The organism is Alloalcanivorax profundimaris (genome assembly GCF_015265435.1).
Classification (GTDB): Bacteria; Pseudomonadota; Gammaproteobacteria; order Pseudomonadales; family Alcanivoracaceae; genus Alloalcanivorax; species Alloalcanivorax profundimaris.
On the sequence record NZ_JABJWH010000040.1, the window covers coordinates 214,147 to 227,924 of the forward strand.

The following is a 13,778-nucleotide window of genomic DNA, read 5'->3' on the forward strand; positions in this document are numbered from 1 at the left end:
CCGGCCCGGGAGCCCGCGACGGGAGGGGCATGAGCGAGATAGGCTTTTGGGCGTTCGATGCCGCCGATCAGGATGTGCGACAAAACGCCGCATTCCCTTTCCCGGCCGGGTCGCTAGGCTGGCGCGCGATCTTTCCATCCGGAGTACACCGTGTTGCGCCTGTCTGTCCGTGCCGATCGAGTCGGGCCGCTGTTTGTCCTGTCCCTGTTGATGCCCACCGCCTGGGCGCAGACCCCGGAACACCGCCTGGAGGCGGTGGAAGTGGCCGACCCGGTCGATGCGCCCGCGTCGCCCACCACCACCGATGGCCGCCTGGGCCTGAGCGAGCGGGAGACACCGGCCACGGTGAGCACCGTGGACCGGCAGGACATCGAGCAGCTGGGCCTGCGCAACCTGATCGAGCTGTACCGCAGCGCCCCCGGTGTGGCCGCGGGCAACATTCCCGGCTCGCCGGCGTCGGTGTCCATGCGCGGCCTCACCGATGTGGGCTACCTGTTCGACGGCGTGCGCGTGGCGGACCCGTCCATGATGTCACGCAACCTGGACACCTGGAATCTGGAAAAGGTGGAAATTCTCAAGGGCCCGGCTTCCGTGCTGCACGGCAGCGGTGCCCTGGGCGGCACCATCAACCTGGTGACCCGCAAGCCGGACCTGGCCGGCGATCGCAACGACGGCATGATCGAATACGGCAGCCATGACAGCCTGCGGTTGGGCCTGGGCGCCAACCGGGTGGTCAATCCGGATGTGGCGGTGCGCGCCGACCTCAGCCACGGCCGGAGCAGCGGCTACGTGGACGACACCGACAGCGAGACCACGGCGCTGACCACCGGCATCCTGATCCAGGCCAGTGACCGGCTGACCCTGAGCGCCGCCCTTGACCTGTACACCGACCGTTATGCCACGCCCTACCAGGGCACGCCGCTGGTGCCGGCGGACGTGGCTCGCGACCCCAGCGACGTGGTGTCCGGCGGCGGTCTGGTGCTGGATGAATCCCTGCGCGACAACAACTACAACGTGCGCGACGGTGAAATGACCGCCGACAGCCAGTGGTTGCGCACCAAGGCGGATTACCAGCTCAACGACCGGTGGCGCTTGGTCAATGAGTTGAGCCTCTACAACGCCAACCGGGACTGGGCCAACTCCGAGGACTTCACCTACAACGACGCCACCGGGGAACTGGATCGCGGCACCACGCGCATCAACCACCATCACCGGTTCGCCACCGATCGTTTCTACGCGGTCCATGACGGCCAGCTCGGCGAGCGCCGCCACCGCCTGGCGGTGGGCGCGGAATACCAGTACACCGACTTCGACAGCCGTCGCCGCTTCGGCGCCACCACCTCGGTGGACCCGTTCGACCCGGATCGTGGTGATCTGCCACCCAACACCGATGCCAACTACGGCTCCCGGGCGGACTACGACAGCCAGGTGTCCGGCGGCGCCCTGTTCGTGGAGGATGCCCTCAACCTGACGCCCAACTGGGTGGTGGTCAGCGGCCTGCGCTACGAATACCTGGACCTGGATCGCGGCATCGACGATCGGGTCGCCGGCACCCGGGAAACCTTCGGGCAGACCTACGAGGATCTGTCCTGGCGCCTGGGCACGGTCTACGACCTGAGCAACCAGGTGCAGGTGTTCGCCCAATACAACCGCGCCGCCGCGCCGGTGAGCGGGTTGTTGCTGAGCCGCGCCAGCAACGCGGAGTTTGATCTGAGCAAGGGGCGGGCCGTGGAAGTGGGCAGCCGCGCGGCCTTTCTTGATGACCGCGCCAGCCTGACGGTCTCCCTGTATCGCCTGAATCAGGACGACATTCTCACCCGCGACCCGGCCAACCCGGCCCTGTCCGTGCAGGGCGGCAGCCTGCGCGCCGAGGGCGTGGAAGTGGACCTGACCCTGCGGCCCCACCAGCGCTGGTGGGTGAACCTCAACGGCGCCTACAACGACGCGGAATACGATGAGCTGCTGGGCGCCGGCGGCGTGGATCTGTCCGGCAACCGCCTCACCAATGTGCCGGAGAAAACCGCCAACCTGAGCAGCGCCTACACCCTGGCGGCCCTGCCGCTGACCCTGGGCGGCGCGGTGCGTTACACCGGCGATTTCTTCGCCGGCACCGACAATGAATACCGGATCGACGAGCGTACCCTGGTGGACGCCTGGATCAGCTACCCGGTGGCCGACGGCACCTTGACCCTGCGCGGGCGCAATCTCACCGACGAGTTCTACGCGGACTGGTCCGGCTACAGCGCCACCCAGGTCTACATCGGCGAGCCGCGTACCGTGGAGATCGGCTGGACCGGTCGCTTCTGATGGCCGCCAACGGCTACCCCACGGCGTGGCGCTGGCATTTCCATGCCGGGCTGTTCACGGCCCCGTTTTTGCTGATCCTTCCGGTCACCGGCGCCATCTACCTGTTCAATGATGAACTGAACGACTGGATCTACCCGCAACGGCGTTTCGCGCCCGGCGGCACGACCATGGAGGCCGCCGGGAATCTGGTGGCGGCGGTGGCGGCCCGGTCCGGGGCGCGTTAGCGCGCCCGGGCCAGGGCCGGTTGCAGATCCGGGTACACCGCCGAGGAGGCCTTGATCACCTCCGCGAAGGTGGGGTTATCACCGTGTTCGTTGAGTAGCCAGCGGGCCATGTCGTCCACCGAGCGGAACGACAGGTCCGAGGTGGACCGGATGTAGTCCCAGCCGCCGGAGGCCTGGATAGCTGCGTCCCGGCCGGTGTTTTTACCGATCTTGGAGCCGGCGCTGCCGCCGAAGAAACTGCCCAGCAGGCTGCCACCGGGGACCTTCTCCATCAGCTTGCGGCCGGCGTAGGCGCCGGCGGCGGTGCCCAGGGCGGAACCGGTGGCGGCGCCCATGCGCGCGTTGATGGCCTTGTCCACCCATTCGGCGGCGACGCCGTCGCTGGTGTAGGGGCTCAGGTAGGCGCCGCCGTTGCCGCTGAGCACCAGGCTGGGGGTTCGCGGCGCGGCGCCGGCCGGGTCGGGCTCGGCCGCCGGCGTGGTGGAGCCGGCCGGTTGGCCGGGGGCCGCCCGGGCCGCCATCAGGGTGTCGGCGCTGGCGCGGCCCAGGTAGCCGCGAATCAGCACCACGTCCCGGGGAATGCTGTCGTGGGGGCCTTGCACCCGCAGCCGCACCGGCGCGCCGGGCTGGCCGCGGATCACCCGGGCGGCTTCATCGGGCGTATAGCCATGCAGCGACAGCGGCGCCGCCTCCGGCGGCGAGGCCACCGCCACGATTCGGTCGCCGGGCTTGAGTTCGCCGTTCTGTTCCGCCACCGAGCCGGATTGGATGAACTGGATGGCGGGATAGCCGCCGTCCACGACCAGCCCGGCGCCGATGGCGCCTGGCGCCGTCGGCGCGGAGGAGGTGGTGGCGCAACCGCTCAGGTGCGCGAGCAGCAGGACGGCCGGCAGGCAGCGGAGTAATTGAAAAAAGCGTGCAGTCATTGTCGTTCCCCAGTTGTTCATTTCTTCAGTTGTTCATTTTTTCCATGGTGCGCAGGGCCAGTTCGCGGCCCACTTCATTCAGGGACAGGGGTTTGTCCCGTTTCTGGTAACCGTTGGCGGTGGCCACCCACTGGTAGTCACGGCGCTCCTCCGGCGGGCGGCCGCTGGTGACGAAGGTGGCCAGTACCCGGGCGTCGTCCGTGGCCAGCACCCGCACCCGGTAGCTGGGCTGGTCCTCGAAGCGCGGGCCGGCGGTGAGTTCCAGCACGTAGTCGGCGTGCTCCGCCAGGGCGCGCATCCCCAGCCGCGCCCGGTCCGGCGACAGCCGCGAGAAGGTGCCGTCTTCCAGGGCGTTGTCGGTGAGGCGCCGGGCCAGGCTCTGGTCCACCACGCGCGCGCCGCCGTCCTGGAAGGCGCTGATCAGGCCGTCCTGGAGCTCGAAGGCGGCGCCGGGGCCGGACTCCGCCGGGCGCGGGCCACGGGTTTCCGCCTGGGCGCCGGCGCTGGCCTTGCCGCGCAGGTCCACGGTTTCGCCGTTGGCCTGGCCGCTCAACGAAGCGCTTTGCCCCACGCTGGCCCGGTAGCGGCCGTACCAGTCGCTGACCCGGTCGGGCAGGGCGCGATTCCACAGCACCGCGATGCGCGGCGCCTGGAAACGCTGGCGAAAGGCGGCGAGGATGGCTTCGGGCTGGCCCTGGCGTCCTTCCGGCCCCTGGCCTTCCCGGTAGGCGTCCTCGGTGAGCGGCGCCTGGGCGGGGGCCATCATCGGCGCCGCCTCGTGGTCGGACGCGGCCAGGGCGGGGCCGCTGATCAGGGCCAGGGCCAGCAGGCTGGACGCTTTCATCGGGTTTGCCTCACTTCCACGCGGTATTGCAGCCGCTCGGTGCCGACGGATTTTTCCCGGTACACGGCGTTGCCGTTGGCGGGTACCGTCAGCCGGCGCCACACCGGGTCCGCGTCCGTGGGCATGCCGCCTTCGGTGTAGAAGCGGGTGCGCGCTTCCACCTGGTAGTCGTAGTCGGTGTGGTTGCGCAGCTCCACCCACACCTGGGAGGTGCCGGTGTCGGTGCGCTGGATGCCGTGGCCGGTGCTGGTCAGGCGGATCACCTTGTTGGGGCCGACCAGGCCGTCCTTGAAGTTGCGGTTCAGGTCGTAGTCGGTGAACAGCACGGTGTTGTAGCCGCGCGCCTCGGTGCGTTGCTGGTATTCCTTCTTGCTCATGCCGGACTGGCAGCCGGCCACCAGGGCGGCGCCGACCAGCAGGGCGGAGATCAACAGGGGCTTGGCGGTCATGGCGCGGTTCCTTCTTTCAGGGAGCGGTGTTGCCGAGGGCGGTGGCTGGCGAAGGCCAGGCCGTTGCCCCGGTGATCGAAATGCACGGCGGCGTCCACGTCGGCGCCGGCCAGGGGCTGGCCGTGCTCATCCAGGAAGCGCACGTGCAGCGGGCCGCCGTCCGGGGCGTGGCGCAGGGTGGCCAGGTGCAAGCCGTCCGGCAGGCGGTGCCAGTAACGGGTGTCGGCGCGGGTGCGCGAGCGGGCGGACAGCCCCTCGGCGGCCACGCCGATGGCGGTGATGGTGTGGAAGCCGGCGGCCACCGCCCCGCCGGCGGCGGCGCTCAGGCCGGCCACGGCGCTGTTCTGGCTGGCGGCGGTGAGCACGTCGCCGGTGGCCTGGGTGTTCTTCTTGAAGCGCACCTGGCCCTCGATGATGCGGTCCACGGTGCGCCCGCCCCGGGTGGAGGCCTGGAAGAACACGTCCTCCGCCGGGAACAGATCACGGGGCGCGGGCGCGGCCAGCCGCGCGCCATGGGCGCGGATGTGTTTGCCGCGCCGGTACACCAGCTGGTAGTGGCCGACGCCGTCCGCCAGTTTGCGCGGCGCGCTGCCGGTTTCCGCCACCACCAGCAGGTTGTCGCCGGCCTCCGGAATCGGCCCGTCCGGGCGGAACAACCGGTACTCCTGAAAATGCTGTTCGGCCAGGGTCGGGTTACCGTCCAGCCGCGCCGCCCAGCCGGCCAGGAAGATCAGCGAGGCGAAGTCCGTGGTGTGCTGCTCCTCCTCGGCGAAGGCATCCTGCAGCAGGCCGCTCAGGAAGCTGGCCCGGGCGTTGCCGTAATCGCCGTCGCGCAGGAACAGCAGGCCCCGGTAATAGAACACCATGGCCCGTTCATAGGGCTCGCCCTTGAAGTCCTTCTCGCCTTCCTCGTACCACAGGCTGCGGGCCCGCCGCGCCGCGTCGTTGTCGGCGTAGACACTCTCGATATTGAGGATGGCTTCATCCAGGGCGGCGCGGGCCAGATCGTAATGGCCGGTGCGCCAGGCGGCGGCGCCGATCTCCATCAGGTTGAGCACTTCGTTGCGGCGGCCCTCCTGGAACAGCTCCCGGTACAGGGGCTGGAGTTCGGCGGGCTTGTCCGCCACCAGATCCTGTTGGCCGGCGGACAGGGTACGCGCCTGGTACTGGGTGGGGCCGGTGGCGCAGCCGGCCAGCAGCGAGGCCGCCACCAGCGCCGCCGCGCCCCGTTTAGCGATAGAGCACATTGTCCTGGGCCGCTTTGCGCATCTCATAGGCGCCACTCCAGACGATGGTGCCCAGTTCCAGGTCCACCATTTCGAAGGTCACCTGGTGGTAGCGGGAGCGGGTCTGGGTGTTCCGGTCGATGGCGTCCAGGGAGGCGATGCGCCCACCCAGCCGGTAGTCGCCGCCGGCGGTGGCCTGGGTCTTGCGGATGGTGCCGCCGTCCACGGCGCCATCGCGCTTGAGCTCGCGCTCTTTTTCCACCATGTCGGCGTAGTGGCGGCCCACGAACACCATGCGGCCGTTGGCGGCCCGGTTCAGTTCCACGCGCAGCCGGTCGGTGAGCAGGTTGGTGTTGATGATCGAACTGCTCTCGTTGCGGAAGTATTCGTTGTCGATGATGATGCGCGGCGGCGTGGCGCGCGCCGCCAGAATCCGGTTGGCGAGCATGTCGCGCATCATTTCGTCGGTCATCGCCACCACGTCCTGGGATTCGATGCCCACGCCCCGCACCCGGCCGGAGGACCGCGGGTCCTCGTACACCGTGGCCTGGCCACGTACATTGTCCACCTGGCTGGGCGCGCAGCCCGCCAACAGGGCAGCGGCCACCGCCGCCACGCTCAGGGTCCGGATCGTCATGCTCCGCCTCTCGTCGTCTTCGGGTTGGGGAAGGATTAAGCGGAATGCTAGACAGCCCGGCGACGGCCGGCATGCCCCATATGGGGTAGGCGAAGCATCAAGGCCGGTGTGACCCGGGGCGGCCCCTGTGCCATACTCCGCCGGCTTTTCGACCCCTCACACCACACCAAGCCGGATTCCAACCTTGCTCACCACCGCCAACATCACCATGCAGTTCGGCGCCAAGCCGCTGTTCGAGAACGTCTCCGTGAAATTCGGCGACGGCCACCGCTACGGCCTGATCGGCGCCAACGGCTCCGGGAAGTCCACCTTCATGAAGATCCTCGGCCGCGACCTGGATCCGTCCGCCGGCAATGTGTCCAAGGACCCCGACGAGCGGGTCGGCAAGCTGCGCCAGGATCAGTTCGCCTACGAGCAGTACTCGGTGGTGGACACCGTGATCATGGGCCACGAGGAACTGTGGGCGGTGAAGGAAGAGCGCGACGCCATCTACGCCAAGGCGGAGATGAGCGAGGAAGACGGCATCCGCGCCGGCGAGCTGGAGGCGGAATTCGCCGAGCTGGACGGCTACACCGCCGAGTCCCGCGCCGGTGATCTGCTGCTCGGCGTGGGCATCCCGGTGGAGCAGCATTTCGGGCCCATGAGCGAAGTGGCGCCGGGTTGGAAGCTGCGCGTGCTGCTGGCCCAGGTGCTGTTCTCGGATCCGGACATCATGTTGCTGGACGAGCCCACCAACAACCTGGACATCAACACCATCCGCTGGCTGGAAGACGTGCTCAACCAGCGCCAGTGCACCATGATCATCATTTCCCACGACCGCCACTTCCTGAACAGCGTGTGCACGCACATGGCGGATCTGGATTACGGCGAGCTGCGCGTCTACCCGGGCAACTACGACGAGTACATGACCGCCGCCACCCAGGCCCTGGAGCGCAAGCGCGCGGACAACGCCAAGAAGAAGGCGCAGATCGCCGACCTGCAGCAATTCGTCAGCCGCTTCTCCGCCAACGCCTCCAAGTCCAAGCAGGCCACCTCCCGGGCCAAGCAGATCGACAAGATCAAGCTGGAAGAGATCAAACCCTCCAGCCGCCAGAACCCCTACATCGTGTTCGAGCAGGACAAGAAGCTGTTCCGCAACGCCCTGGAAGTGAAGGGCCTGGCCAGATCCTTCGACGGGGAAGAGCTGTTCTCCGACCTGGACCTGCGCGTGGAAGTGGGCGAGCGCATCGCCATCATCGGCCCCAACGGCGTCGGCAAATCCACCCTGCTGCGCTGCCTGGTGGGCGACCTGGAGCCCGGCGCCGGCGAAGTGAAGTGGTCCGAGAACGCCACCCTGGGCTACTACGCCCAGGACCACGCCGCCGACTTCGCCGACAAGAAAAACCTGTTCGACTGGATGAGCCAGTGGGGCAAACCCAGCGACGACGAACAGGTGATTCGCGGCACCCTGGGCCGGCTGCTGTTCTCCTCCACGGAGATCAACAAGACCGTGGACGTGATCTCCGGCGGCGAGCAGGGCCGCATGCTGTTCGGCAAGATCATGCTGCAGCGCCCCAACATCATGCTGCTCGACGAACCCACCAACCACCTGGACATGGAGTCCATCGAGTCGCTCAACCTGGCCCTGGAAAACTACCCGGGCACGCTGCTGTTCGTCAGCCACGACCGCGAGTTCGTATCGTCCCTGGCCACCCGCATCATTGAGCTGACCCCCACCGGCATCGTCGATTTCCACGGCAGCTACGAGGACTACCTGCGCAGCCAGGGCGTGGCGTAAGCGGCTGGAAAGCGTTTGATAGGCAATTCATGAATTGCTTTCGGCGATTTTTGCCTCTCTGCTTTTTGGGAAGCAATAATTAAATTGCTTGATATGTAATAAGAAACCCATATATTTCTTATTGAGCAGAAAGCAACCCAGGAGACGCTTTTATGGCTTCTCTTCGTCAGCAGATCAAACAGCGCCGCAAGGCGCTCGGCTTGCGCCAGGAGGATATGGGGCAACGGATTGGTATGCTCCGTCAGCAATATCAGTACCTGGAAGCCAAGGGTAACCCCCGCTTGGACACCCTGGAGCTGGTCGCCAAAGGGCTGGACAGCGAGGTGATGCTTATCCCCAGGGAAAAACTCCTTGAGGTGCGGGCGCTGCTGGATGGCGAGGGGAGCGGCCAGGTCGGCAAGCCCACGCTGTCCAACGCCGAGGATCCGTGGGCGGGGCTTCTGGACGACGACGCATGAACGAGGCCCGGGTCCTTGCGCTTTCGTTGCATGGCCGCCTGGTGGGTTATCTGGTGGGGGCCCGGGACGGCCGCAACATCCTGACTTTCGATGCCGGCTTCCGGGATGATCCGCTTCGCCCGACCTTTAGCTTGATCACCAGCCCTGCCTTCCCAAACGCTCAACCATTATTGTCCAAACCCTGGGTGACCCGGCAACGGCTTCATCCGGTGTTGTCCAACCTGCTGCCGGAAGGGGCGTTGCGAGCCTTTATCGCGCAATCGCTCAAGGTTCACGAGAACAATGAATTCGAGATGATGGCTTATCTCGGTGCTGATCTGCCCGGTGCGCTTGTCGCCGAGCCGGCCCATCCGGATGATCTGCCGCCGGGTTTGAAATCGGAGTTGGGCAAGGTGGCGCCTTTGACGCTGGTGCCGGGAAAGGGCGAAAAAAAATTCTCGCTGGCCGGCGTGCAAATGAAATTCTCCATGAAGGAGCGGGATGGCCGCTTCAACGTGGCGGTCGGCGATGAACTGGGTGATTGGATTATCAAGACACCCTCGACCACCCATCGCCGGGTTCCCGAGAACGAATACAGCGCCATGATGCTGGCCGCGATGGTTGGCGTGGAGATTCCGGACATTCGACTGGTGTCGCTGGATAAACTGGATAACCTCCCCGACATCAACCTGCCCGACGAAGAGCTGGCGTTCGCCATCCGCCGTTTCGATCGAGACGGCGCGGAGCGAATCCACATGGAGGATTTCGCCCAGGTTCTGGTCAAGTACGCCCACGAAAAATACCGGTCCGCCAACTACGAACAGATTGGTCGCATCCTGTATCAGTATTCCGGGCAGGCGCTGGTGGATGTTCAACAACTGGCCCGGCGCCTGTTAAGCAACGCGCTTCTGGCAAATGGTGATGCCCATCTGAAGAACTGGAGCCTGTTGTACCAGGATCAGCAGACTCCCACTCTGGCCCCTGCCTATGACATCGTCACCACCCGTGCCTACATCGCCAACGAGAGCGAGTTCGCCTTGAACCTGGGCAAGACCAAATCCTGGTATGAGCTGACGCTGGCGCATTTCCAGGCCTGGGCATTGAAAGCCGGGGTGCCCTGGCGCGCGATCCGGCCAGTCTTGCTGGACGTTATGGAGAAGGCGCGAACGCTCTGGCCGGCGGCGCTGGATGACCTGCCCATGGACCAGGGACACAAGCAGACGCTGCGGGCCCATTGGCGTGCGCTCCACGATGACTTCCGCCTTTGATGGCGCATGGGACCGGATAATGTTGCCGCGGAGCGCTCCCGGCGGACACCTGTGGTATGGTCCCTGAAACAAAGGTTTCACGCCCACCGTTTCAGAGAACCGGATGCAACCACTGAATGAGCGTCTGCGCGCCCACTACCAAAGCCTGTCCCCCCAGGAACGGCGGGTGGCGGACTTTATCCTCGACCACTACGACGACCTGATCAGCTACAACAGCGCCGAGCTGGCGCGCGTGAGCGGTGTCTCCAAGCCCACCGTCAGCCGTCTGTTCAAGCGGCTGGGCTACAGCGGCTACAAGGCCCTGCGCGACGAGCTGCGCGCCCTGCGCCAGAGCGGCGTGCCCCTGGCCGATGCCCGTGGCCTGGCGGACGGCGACACCCTGCCGGCCCGCCATTACCAGCAGGAGCTGGCCAACCTGAACCAGTGTCTGGCCGGCCTGGACGCCCGCCGGCTGGGCGAGGCGGCGGCGGCCCTGGCCGGTGCCGGCCAGGTACTGATCGTCGGCCAGCGCAATGCCTACCCGGTGGCGCTGCACCTGCGCCAGCAGCTGATCCAGGCCCGGGGCCAGGTGCGTCTGGCGCCGCAACCCGGCCAGACCCTGGCGGAAGAGCTGGTGGATCTGACCCCGGCGGACGTGGTGCTGGTGGTGGCGTTTCGCCGCCGCCCTCGGCTGATCGCGCCCCTGCTGAAAAGCCTGCGGCAGCGCAAGATACCGGTGGTGCTGCTGTGCGAACCCCAGGCCCGAGCGCTGCCGGAGCTGGCCCGCTGGCACTTCCCGGTGCCGTTGGACAGCCTGTCCGCCTTCGACAGCTACGCCGCCGCCATGAGCCTGGCCAGCCTGCTGGCCAACGCCGTGCTGCATGAGGTGCTGGCCGACGGGCGCCGGCGTATCCACGAGATCACCGACCTCTACGACGACCTGGACGAGCTGGAAAAACCCTCCCCCTAGCGCTTCCTTCCGCCTGAGCGGCCAGGGCGCCTTGATGCCACGCTTGGAACAACTGTTTCAGTTATGTATTATTGAAACTATCGTTTCGTGGCGCCAAGCCGCCACCAGGCCCCGTAGGAGCGGCTTCAGCCGCGATGCCGCGATGCCTTCACCCGCACAGAGGACGCCATGCTGGACATCAACCAGTTCGACCAGATCAACCCACCGGCCCGTCTGCTGATGGGCCCCGGCCCGATCAACGCGGACCCCCGGGTGCTGCGTGCCATGGCCGCCCAACTGGTGGGCCAGTACGACCCGGCCATGACCGGCTACATGAACCAGGTGATGGCGCTCTACCGGGCCCTGTTCCGCACCGAGAACCGCTGGACCATGCTGGTGGACGGCACCTCCCGGGCCGGCATCGAGGCCATTCTGGTGTCGGCGATCCGTCCCGGCGACCGGGTGCTGGTGCCGGTGTTCGGGCGCTTCGGCCACCTGCTGTGCGAGATCGCCCGCCGCTGCCGGGCGGAGGTGCACAGCATCGAGGTGCCCTGGGGCCAGGTGTTCGAGCCCCAGGCCATCGAGGACGCCATCAAGCGCGTCAAACCGCGCCTGCTGCTCACCGTGCAGGGCGACACCTCCACCGGCCAGCTGCAACCGCTGGCGGAGCTGGGCGAGATCTGCCGCCGCCACGACGTATTGTTCTACACCGACGCCACCGCCTCCTTCGGCGGCAACCCCCTGGAAGCCGACGCCTGGGGCCTGGACGCGGTGTCCGCCGGCCTGCAGAAATGCCTGGGCGGCCCGTCCGGCAGCGCCCCCATCACCCTGGGCCCGAACATGGAAGCGGTGATGCGCCGTCGCAAGCATGTGGAGCAGGGCATCCGCACCGAGGCCCACCAGGACGGCGAGGACGAGATGATCGCCTCCAACTATTTCGACCTGGGCATGGTGATGGACTACTGGGGCCCGGAACGCCTCAACCACCACACCGAGGCCACCAGCATGCTGTTCGCCGCCCGCGAATGCGCCCGGCTGATTCTTCAGGAAGGCCTGGACCACGCCATCGCCCGCCATGCCCTGCACGGCGCCGCCTTGCTGCACGGCGTCCAGGGCATGGGCCTGGAAACCTTCGGCGACCTGGAGCACAAGATGAACAACGTGCTGTGCGTCAAAATCCCGGAGGGCATCCCCGGCGAACAGGTGCGCGGCCTGCTGCTCAACGACTTCGGCATTGAAATCGGCACCTCCTTCGGCCCCCTGCAGGGCAAGATCTGGCGCATCGGCACCATGGGCTACAACGCCCGCAGGGACTGCGTGCTGCAGACTCTCACCGCCCTGGAAGCGGTGCTGCTCCGCCTTGGCTTCCGCGCGCCCCAGGGCGGCGGAGCCCAGGCCGCCTGGGATTATTACGACCGGCACGCGGGGAGCGCCGCATGAACGCCGCCGCGATGACCCCGGACCAGGCCCGCGCCGCCGCCGAGCGGGTGATGGCCCGCTGCGATGAACTGGCGGCCCTCAGCGAAACCCCGGACGCCCTGACTCGCGTTTACCTGTCGCCGGAACACCGGCGCGCCAACGCCCTCACCGGTGACTGGATGCGCGAGGCGGGCATGAGCGTCCACCAGGACAGCGTCGGCAATATCCGTGGCCGCTACGAAGGGGCCGCCCCGGAGGCGCCGGCCCTGCTGCTGGGCTCGCACCTGGACACGGTCCGCGACGCCGGCCGCTACGACGGCATGCTCGGCGTGCTCTCCGCCATCGAAACCGTGCGCCACCTCCACCGGCAAAACGCACGTCTGCCCCTGGCCATCGAAGTGGTGGGCTTCGGCGACGAGGAGGGCACCCGCTTCGGCATCACCCTGCTGGGCAGCCGGGCCATTGCCGGCACCTGGCCGGAAGGCTGGCTGGACCAGAAGGACGGGCAGGGCATCCACCTCGCCGGCGCGATGAGCGAGTTTGGTCTGGACCCGCAACGGGTGGCGGACGCCGCCCGCCCGGCCGGCGACATCGCCGCCTACCTGGAACTGCACATCGAGCAAGGCCCCTGCCTGGAACAGGCCGACCTGGCCCTGGGCGTGGTCACCGCCATCAACGGCGCCCGCCGGCTCAACTGCACCTTCACCGGCCAGGCCGGCCACGCCGGCACCGTGCCCATGGCCCAGCGCCGCGACGCCCTGGCCGGCGCCGCCGAATGGATGACCGTGGTCGAACAGGTCACCCGCCAGGCCGGCCAGGATCGGGTGGCCACCGTGGGTTCCTTGCAGTGCAAGCCAGGGGCGGTCAACGTGATCCCCGGGCAAGCGCGGCTGACCCTGGACATTCGCGGCCCGGAGGAAGAACCGCTGGAGGCCCTGCTCGACGACCTGCTGGCCCGCGCCCACACCATCGCCGAACGCCGCGACCTGACCTTCGACGCCGACGAGTTCTACCGCATCGCCGCCACCGCCTGCGACGCCGGGCTGCAACAGCAACTGGCCAGCGCCGTCACGGCGGTGCAGGGCAGCGCCCCCCACCTGCCCAGCGGCGCCGGCCACGACGCCATCGCCATGGCCGAACACTGGCCGGTGGGCATGCTGTTCGTGCGCTGCAAAGGCGGCATCAGCCATCACCCGGCCGAGTCCGTCACCACCGCGGACGTGGCCCAGGCGATCCAGGCCTACACCCAGGCCGCCACCGATGTCGCCACCAACACCGCCCTTGACCTGAACCACGGTTAAGGTCCCAGACTTCCGCGCTCTTTCACGCAGCGAGG

General features: G+C 67.5%; 13 protein-coding genes. 8 read left to right on the forward strand and 5 right to left on the reverse strand.

From position 1 onward, the window contains the following. The first annotated feature begins 150 nt into the window (after positions 1–150). The gene (locus tag HMJ39_RS18450; RefSeq protein ID WP_323370943.1) at positions 151–2,307 is read left to right on the forward strand and encodes a TonB-dependent receptor; all 2,157 of its coding nucleotides are present in this window, start codon (positions 151–153) and stop codon (positions 2,305–2,307) included. After that, a complete protein-coding gene (locus HMJ39_RS18455; RefSeq protein ID WP_323370944.1) occupies positions 2,307–2,531 on the forward strand; it encodes a PepSY domain-containing protein in 225 nt (74 codons plus the stop codon). Before HMJ39_RS18450 ends, HMJ39_RS18455 begins: the two co-directional genes overlap by 1 nt. Here the strand turns inward: HMJ39_RS18455 and HMJ39_RS18460 are convergent. From HMJ39_RS18460 to HMJ39_RS18480, 5 genes are read right to left on the reverse strand one after another with little or no spacing between them, the layout of a single operon-like run. After that, entirely contained in the window at positions 2,528–3,457 is a 930-nt protein-coding gene (locus HMJ39_RS18460; RefSeq protein WP_194298432.1) for a PDZ domain-containing protein, read from the reverse strand. The genes HMJ39_RS18455 and HMJ39_RS18460 overlap by 4 nt on opposite strands. 25 nt (positions 3,458–3,482) lie before the next feature. Further along, positions 3,483–4,301, reverse strand: a complete 819-nt coding sequence (locus HMJ39_RS18465) for a hypothetical protein (protein ID WP_194298433.1) — start codon at positions 4,299–4,301, stop codon at positions 3,483–3,485. Then, entirely contained in the window at positions 4,298–4,750 is a 453-nt protein-coding gene (locus HMJ39_RS18470; RefSeq protein ID WP_194298434.1) for a putative periplasmic lipoprotein, read from the reverse strand. Before HMJ39_RS18470 ends, HMJ39_RS18465 begins: the two co-directional genes overlap by 4 nt. After that, positions 4,747–5,997, reverse strand: a complete 1,251-nt coding sequence (locus HMJ39_RS18475) for a hypothetical protein (RefSeq protein ID WP_194298435.1) — start codon at positions 5,995–5,997, stop codon at positions 4,747–4,749. The genes HMJ39_RS18470 and HMJ39_RS18475 overlap by 4 nt, the downstream gene beginning before the upstream one ends. Then, the gene (locus HMJ39_RS18480; RefSeq protein WP_194298436.1) at positions 5,981–6,613 is read right to left on the reverse strand and encodes a penicillin-binding protein activator LpoB; all 633 of its coding nucleotides are present in this window, start codon (positions 6,611–6,613) and stop codon (positions 5,981–5,983) included. Before HMJ39_RS18480 ends, HMJ39_RS18475 begins: the two co-directional genes overlap by 17 nt. Positions 6,614–6,797: 184 nt before the next feature. On the opposite strand from HMJ39_RS18480, the gene HMJ39_RS18485 reads away from it, so the two are divergent. From HMJ39_RS18485 to hpxK, 6 genes are all read left to right on the forward strand, one after another. Then, complete coding sequence (locus HMJ39_RS18485; RefSeq protein ID WP_194298437.1) at positions 6,798–8,390, forward strand: ABC-F family ATPase; 1,593 nt, start codon at positions 6,798–6,800, stop codon at positions 8,388–8,390. A gap of 152 nt (positions 8,391–8,542) precedes the next feature. After that, on the forward strand, positions 8,543–8,848 hold the full coding sequence (locus HMJ39_RS18490) for a helix-turn-helix transcriptional regulator (protein ID WP_194298438.1): 306 nt from the start codon (positions 8,543–8,545) through the stop codon (positions 8,846–8,848). Next, a complete protein-coding gene (locus HMJ39_RS18495) occupies positions 8,845–10,095 on the forward strand; it encodes a type II toxin-antitoxin system HipA family toxin (protein ID WP_194298439.1) in 1,251 nt (416 codons plus the stop codon). The genes HMJ39_RS18490 and HMJ39_RS18495 overlap by 4 nt, the downstream gene beginning before the upstream one ends. A 103-nt stretch (positions 10,096–10,198) precedes the next feature. Beyond that, a complete protein-coding gene (locus tag HMJ39_RS18500; RefSeq protein WP_194298440.1) occupies positions 10,199–11,044 on the forward strand; it encodes a MurR/RpiR family transcriptional regulator in 846 nt (281 codons plus the stop codon). 168 nt (positions 11,045–11,212) lie between these two features. Beyond that, the gene (locus HMJ39_RS18505; protein ID WP_194298441.1) at positions 11,213–12,463 is read left to right on the forward strand and encodes a pyridoxal-phosphate-dependent aminotransferase family protein; all 1,251 of its coding nucleotides are present in this window, start codon (positions 11,213–11,215) and stop codon (positions 12,461–12,463) included. Beyond that, positions 12,460–13,743 (forward strand): allantoate amidohydrolase, encoded by a 1,284-nt coding sequence (hpxK, locus tag HMJ39_RS18510; RefSeq protein ID WP_194298442.1) that lies wholly within the window; start codon positions 12,460–12,462, stop codon positions 13,741–13,743. Before HMJ39_RS18505 ends, hpxK begins: the two co-directional genes overlap by 4 nt. Positions 13,744–13,778: the final 35 nt, after the last annotated feature.

Excerpts from the sequence above, each read along its gene's own strand:
- HMJ39_RS18505 (WP_194298441.1), top strand. The coding sequence starts at position 11,213 with ATGCTGGACATCAACCAGTTCGACCAGATCAACCCACCGGCCCGTCTG.
- HMJ39_RS18465 (WP_194298433.1), bottom strand. The coding sequence starts at position 4,301 with ATGAAAGCGTCCAGCCTGCTGGCCCTGGCCCTGATCAGCGGCCCCGCC.
- HMJ39_RS18470 (WP_194298434.1), bottom strand. The coding sequence starts at position 4,750 with ATGACCGCCAAGCCCCTGTTGATCTCCGCCCTGCTGGTCGGCGCCGCC.
- hpxK (WP_194298442.1), top strand. The coding sequence starts at position 12,460 with ATGAACGCCGCCGCGATGACCCCGGACCAGGCCCGCGCCGCCGCCGAG.
- HMJ39_RS18500 (WP_194298440.1), top strand. The coding sequence starts at position 10,199 with ATGCAACCACTGAATGAGCGTCTGCGCGCCCACTACCAAAGCCTGTCC.
- HMJ39_RS18455 (WP_323370944.1), top strand. The coding sequence starts at position 2,307 with ATGGCCGCCAACGGCTACCCCACGGCGTGGCGCTGGCATTTCCATGCC.
- HMJ39_RS18460 (WP_194298432.1), bottom strand. The coding sequence starts at position 3,457 with ATGACTGCACGCTTTTTTCAATTACTCCGCTGCCTGCCGGCCGTCCTG.
- HMJ39_RS18495 (WP_194298439.1), top strand. The coding sequence starts at position 8,845 with ATGAACGAGGCCCGGGTCCTTGCGCTTTCGTTGCATGGCCGCCTGGTG.
- HMJ39_RS18480 (WP_194298436.1), bottom strand. The coding sequence starts at position 6,613 with ATGACGATCCGGACCCTGAGCGTGGCGGCGGTGGCCGCTGCCCTGTTG.
- HMJ39_RS18490 (WP_194298438.1), top strand. The coding sequence starts at position 8,543 with ATGGCTTCTCTTCGTCAGCAGATCAAACAGCGCCGCAAGGCGCTCGGC.
- HMJ39_RS18475 (WP_194298435.1), bottom strand. The coding sequence starts at position 5,997 with ATGTGCTCTATCGCTAAACGGGGCGCGGCGGCGCTGGTGGCGGCCTCG.